At 53.1% G+C, this 4,631-nt stretch carries 7 protein-coding genes; 4 read left to right on the top strand and 3 right to left on the bottom strand.

Annotated elements, in window-relative coordinates; all coding sequences use genetic code 11:
• Window positions 1-425 precede the first annotated feature (425 nt).
• Both ACZ25G_RS05085 and ACZ25G_RS05080 read left to right on the top strand, forming a co-directional pair.
• Window positions 426-842, top strand: a complete 417-nt coding sequence (locus tag ACZ25G_RS05085; protein ID WP_191482057.1) for a secondary thiamine-phosphate synthase enzyme YjbQ — start codon at window positions 426-428, stop codon at window positions 840-842.
• 10 nt (window positions 843-852) lie between these two features.
• On the top strand, window positions 853-1,248 hold the full coding sequence (locus tag ACZ25G_RS05080) for a secondary thiamine-phosphate synthase enzyme YjbQ (RefSeq protein WP_191482056.1): 396 nt from the start codon (window positions 853-855) through the stop codon (window positions 1,246-1,248).
• Here ACZ25G_RS05080 and ACZ25G_RS05075 read toward each other — a convergent pair.
• Entirely contained in the window at window positions 1,229-1,447 is a 219-nt protein-coding gene (locus tag ACZ25G_RS05075) for a hypothetical protein (RefSeq protein ID WP_463681757.1), read from the bottom strand. The two genes, ACZ25G_RS05080 and ACZ25G_RS05075, sit on opposite strands and share 20 nt — an antisense overlap.
• 67 nt (window positions 1,448-1,514) lie before the next feature.
• Entirely contained in the window at window positions 1,515-2,249 is a 735-nt protein-coding gene (locus ACZ25G_RS05070; protein WP_463681756.1) for a MerR family transcriptional regulator, read from the bottom strand.
• A gap of 212 nt (window positions 2,250-2,461) precedes the next feature.
• On the opposite strand from ACZ25G_RS05070, the gene ACZ25G_RS05065 reads away from it, so the two are divergent.
• Together ACZ25G_RS05065 and ACZ25G_RS05060 are read left to right on the top strand one after the other, a co-directional pair.
• Window positions 2,462-3,175, top strand: a complete 714-nt coding sequence (locus ACZ25G_RS05065; protein WP_342681961.1) for a DUF5131 family protein — start codon at window positions 2,462-2,464, stop codon at window positions 3,173-3,175.
• 27 nt (window positions 3,176-3,202) lie between these two features.
• Window positions 3,203-3,622: a flavodoxin domain-containing protein gene (locus tag ACZ25G_RS05060; protein ID WP_463681755.1), complete on the top strand. Its 420-nt coding sequence runs from the start codon at window positions 3,203-3,205 to the stop codon at window positions 3,620-3,622.
• A 67-nt stretch (window positions 3,623-3,689) separates the two neighbouring features.
• Here the strand turns inward: ACZ25G_RS05060 and ACZ25G_RS05055 are convergent.
• Window positions 3,690-4,631, bottom strand: a 942-nt coding sequence (locus ACZ25G_RS05055; protein WP_463681754.1) for an iron-containing alcohol dehydrogenase, incomplete at its 5' end; no start/stop codon positions are given.

The following is a 4,631-nucleotide window of genomic DNA, read 5'->3' as shown; positions in this document are numbered from 1 at the left end:
CAACGCCAGCACCAGGGAAAACAGCCGGTTTCTTCTCCGCTTTTTCATCGGTTGCATTTGCACTTCACTCCTTCTTCTCTCCAGATGATTGTGAAGACATTGGGATAGAGGCTTCATAACTTTCTGCAAAAGCATAAAAATCTTCACAACTACTTAATTATAATCATATCACTTTCCAAAATAAGGTTAAATAAAAGAAAAGTTATTTATAATTTTTGTGCAATTAGTGGAATGAGTCGGGGGATAATCTGGTGACAGGAGAGAATTATTAAAAAAAGATGTCCATATTTTTGATAATTTGACTTAAAAGCAAAGCAAAATGTTTGAGAAATGCGTACAACCTTCTTTTTCAGAAATGAAAGACACACCTATGGGGAATGAAACAAATATGATATAATTATCCCAATAAGGAAAGGAGAATGACAATGAAATCTTATCGGAAAGAACTGCATTTTCACCTGCCGGCCCGGCGGGGAATTGTCAATATTACCCCACAGGTAGAGCAGGCCCTGCGGGAAAGCGGTATCAAAGAGGGGCTGTGCCTGGTCAACGCCATGAATATCACCGCCAGTGTTTTTATTAACGACGATGAAAGCGGCCTCCACCATGACTATGAGGTCTGGCTGGAAAAATTGGCGCCGGAAAAGCCTTACAGCCAATACCGGCATAATGGCTTTGAAGACAACGGCGACGCCCATCTAAAGCGGACCATCATGGGCCGGGAAGTGGTGGTAGCCGTGACAGATGGCCGGCTGGATTTCGGCACCTGGGAGCAGATTTTCTACTTCGAGTTTGACGGAAAGCGGGACAAACATGCCCTCATCAAAATCATTGGGGAATAGGGGGAGCGACATGATCTATGAATTTACACTGACTACACGGCGGCAGCAGATGGCGGATATTACCCGGCAGGTCTCCCAAGGGGTGGCGCAAAGCGGTATCCAGGATGGCATCTGTGTGGTCTACTCCCCCCACACCACAGCGGGTATCACCATCAATGAAAACTCCGACCCGGATGTGGTCAGCGATCTGCTCTTTGCGCTGGATCAAACCTATCCTGACCGGCCGGAATTTCAGCATGTGGAGGGCAATTCTGCCGCCCACCTGAAAGCGGGAGTGATGGGATCCAGCGCTACCCTGCTCATTGAAAAGGGACAGCTGGTGCTGGGAACCTGGCAGGCAGTATATTTCTGCGAATTTGACGGCCCCCGTCACCGCCGTTTTTATGTCAAGGTTCTGGGCAAATAAAAAACATCAAGGCAAAACAAAAAGGCTGGCCGAAATCATCGTTTCGTCCAACCTTTTTGCGCTTGTATGCTTTTGGATTTTCGGGCCGGCGGGTGACGGGGCTAAAATCTCCCCAGGTCTTTCTGCGGGCTTTGTACCATTCCCTTTGCTGACGTTTGCTCCGCTTTTCCAGCGGTACAAATTTTTTCATATCAATCATCCTTTCGAAAGGACAGTATACCACAGAAAGAGCTCAGTGTCATCCGCCAGATTTTACAGGACCTGGACTATTTTACATAGGCGGCAATGGCTGCGCTGAGAAATGCGGCGGTTCCAGCCCCATAACGGCTGTCAATGTTTTGAAGGAAGCGCTCATCCTCCGTGTACATCTGGCCCAAGCCAGCTAAGATTTCCGGGGTGCAGTCATAGTAGTACCGGCTCAGGTGATCCTGCCAGCGGCCTACCAGCGCCTGGGCTTCGGGAGCATCGGGGGATTGCTGCATGTGACGGTGAAAGCCGGAAAAGATCTCGTCCATCTCCTGCTGTATAGACTGCCACTGGGCATCTGTGTAGCCCTGCGCCTTTTTCTGGCTTTGGGCAAAGGCTGGGGTGGAACCCCAACGCTCTTTTGCCTCGGCCGCGTACTTTTCCTTAGCGGCCTGGATTTCACTTTGATCAAACGGTTTCATATCTTGTATGTTCTCTCCTTTCAGAATGCGGTCGATAAGGTCGATGAGCCTCTCCAGCCGCTGCTGTTTCAGGCACAGCAGCGCCCGGTGATTTTTCAGCGCCTTGGTCTCGTCAAAGGAGGGGTCAGAAAGGATTTCCCCGATTTCTTTCAGAGGAAAATCCAACTCCCGGAAAAAGAGAATCTGCCGCAGACGGGAGAGGGCCGCGTCGTCATACAGCCGGTATCCCGCCTGGGTGGTTTTGGTGGGGGAAAGCAGTCCGATTTCATCATAATAGTGCAGTGTGCGCACACTGACTCCAGAAAGACGGGATACCTCTTTGACCGTTCTCATCGCAAGCCCTCCTTTGTCTGGCTCGTATGGCATTTGCAAATGGGCGGTATTCCGCCCGCCGCCGGCAATACCAGCGGCTCCATATCCTTAGCATACCCTATGACGTAAGGGGAGAGTCAATAGAATTTGACAAAAAATTGAGAGAAATTATACTTAATCCGGAAAGATCAGCCCCGGGCGATAGGATAAAATAGACAGAAAGGGGAATGAAGATGGCTGGCTGGAATCCCTGGCACGGCTGCCACAAGATAAGTCCCGGCTGCCAGCACTGTTATGTTTACCGGATGGATGCAAATTATGGCCGGGACAGTTCGGTCGTCACCCAGACCGCGGCCTTCCGCCTTCCGGTGCAGAAAAAACGGAACGGGGAATACAAAATCCCTCCGGGAGAGCTAGTGTACACCTGCTTTTCTTCCGACTTTTTTGTTCCCGACGCCGATCCTTGGAGAAAGGAAGCTTGGAAGATGATCGCCCAGCGGCGGGATCTTCACTTTCTCATGATTACCAAGAGGATCGACCGGCTTTCCATCTGCCTGCCGGAAGATTGGGGCGAGGGCTATGAACATGTGACCATCTGCTGCACGGTAGAAAATCAAGATCGGGCGGACTACCGTCTCCCCATCTATCGGGAAGCGCCCATCCGGCACAAGATCATCATCTGTGAGCCGCTGCTGGAGAGAATCAATCTCCGGCCCTATCTGGGGCCTTGGGTAGAGGAGCTGGTGGCAGGAGGAGAGTCGGGCAACGATGCCCGCCCTTGTGATTTCGACTGGATTTTGGACCTGCGGGGCCAGTGTATCAAAGAGGAAATCCCTTTTCACTTTAAACAAACAGGGGCACGGCTGATCAAAGATGGGCGCATGTACCGAATTCAGAGGCAATATCAGCACAGCCAAGCGGAAAAAGCCGGCATCGATTACCCCTAAGACCATGACGAACGGAGGCAGATCCAGATGAAAGCAGCGGTAGTATACGCATCCATGACTGGAAAAACCAAAAAGGTGGCAAAGGCCATGGCGGCAGCCCTGGGGGTGAAGGCGGTGCCGGTGAAAGAGGCTGCACAGTGTAAAGAAGCGGACCTGCTTTTCTTAGGCAGCGGTATCTATGGCGGAAAGCTTTCTCCCGAGCTTTTGGAATTTGCAAAAACGCTGCAGCCGGATCGGGTGAAAAAGGTAGCGCTGTTTCACCTGAGCGCTACGGAGGCGGCAGCTCCGCCGGATCTGCGGGACATCCTGACCCAGCAGGGCATCCCGGTAGAGGAAGAAGAATTTTCCTGCGCGGGGAGCTTCCTGTTTTTTATGCGGATGGGCCATCCCACCAAGGAGGAGCTGGCCGCCGCCGGGGACTTTGCGGCCCGCTGCGCCAAAGGGTAAATCTCTACTGTCACACAATAAAAAAGCCATTGACTTTTTAAGTCAATGGCTTTTTGCTTTTGGGAATTTATCTGCAAGCCAGATGATAGATGGCCGCGCAGGATTCCTCGGTCATGGGGAGGTAAGCGCCGATCTTGCGCTGACCCAGGTGCAGGTTCTTCACCAGGGTGGGGATGTCCTCCTCCTTGGCGCCCAGTTCCGCAAAGCTGGTGGGCATGCCCAGGGAACTCCAGAACCGGCGCAGGGTGTCGATGCCCTCTTTAGCGGTGTTCTCCGGATGAGCAAAGTCCATTTGGCATCCAAAGACCCGGACTGCCATCTGAGCGATGCGGGTGGCCTCGTGGTGCTGGGAAACGTATTCCATCCAAGCCGGACAGATGACCGCCAGGCCCGCGCCGTGGGCACAGTCATAGAGGGCGGAGAGCTCATGCTCAATGTTGTGACTGGCCCAGTCCTCCTCCCGGCCGGCGCCGCAGATACCATTATGGGCCACAGTTCCTGCCCACATAATATTGGCCCGTGCTTCGTAATCGTTGGGGTTGACGATAACTTTTGGAGCCTCCTTTACCATGGTCAAAAGGACTGCTTCGCACAGCCGGTCAGTGATTTCTACATCGGGGGTGTTGGTGAAATAGCGCTCCATGACATGAACCATAATGTCCACTACGCCGCAGGCCGTTTGATAGGGAGGCAGGGTCATGGTGAGCTCCGGGTTCATGATGGAAAACTTGGGACGCAGGGCGGGGCTGCCAGCCCCCCGCTTGACCATGCCCTCCTCCCGGGTGATCACGGTGTCGCCGGAACCCTCGCTGCCCGCCGCGGCGATGGTGAGCACAGTGGCTACGGGAAGGGCGGTTTCGATGGCGGGACGGGCGCCCTGATCGTCATAGAAGTCCCAGAAATCCCCATCATAGGGGACGCCGGCGGCAATGGCTTTGGCCGAATCAATGGCGCTGCCGCCGCCTACAGCCACGATAAAATCTACTTTTTCCTTGCGGCACAGCTCGAT

The organism is Zongyangia sp. (assembly GCF_965361945.1).
This window is presented reverse-complemented; position numbering and strand designations above follow the sequence as displayed.

Coding starts and splice junctions, on each gene's coding strand:
- ACZ25G_RS05085 (WP_191482057.1), top strand. CDS start 426: ATGAAATCTTATCGGAAAGAACTGCATTTTCACCTGCCGGCCCGGCGG.
- ACZ25G_RS05080 (WP_191482056.1), top strand. CDS start 853: ATGATCTATGAATTTACACTGACTACACGGCGGCAGCAGATGGCGGAT.
- ACZ25G_RS05075 (WP_463681757.1), bottom strand. CDS start 1,447: ATGATTGATATGAAAAAATTTGTACCGCTGGAAAAGCGGAGCAAACGT.
- ACZ25G_RS05070 (WP_463681756.1), bottom strand. CDS start 2,249: ATGAGAACGGTCAAAGAGGTATCCCGTCTTTCTGGAGTCAGTGTGCGC.
- ACZ25G_RS05065 (WP_342681961.1), top strand. CDS start 2,462: ATGGCTGGCTGGAATCCCTGGCACGGCTGCCACAAGATAAGTCCCGGC.
- ACZ25G_RS05060 (WP_463681755.1), top strand. CDS start 3,203: ATGAAAGCAGCGGTAGTATACGCATCCATGACTGGAAAAACCAAAAAG.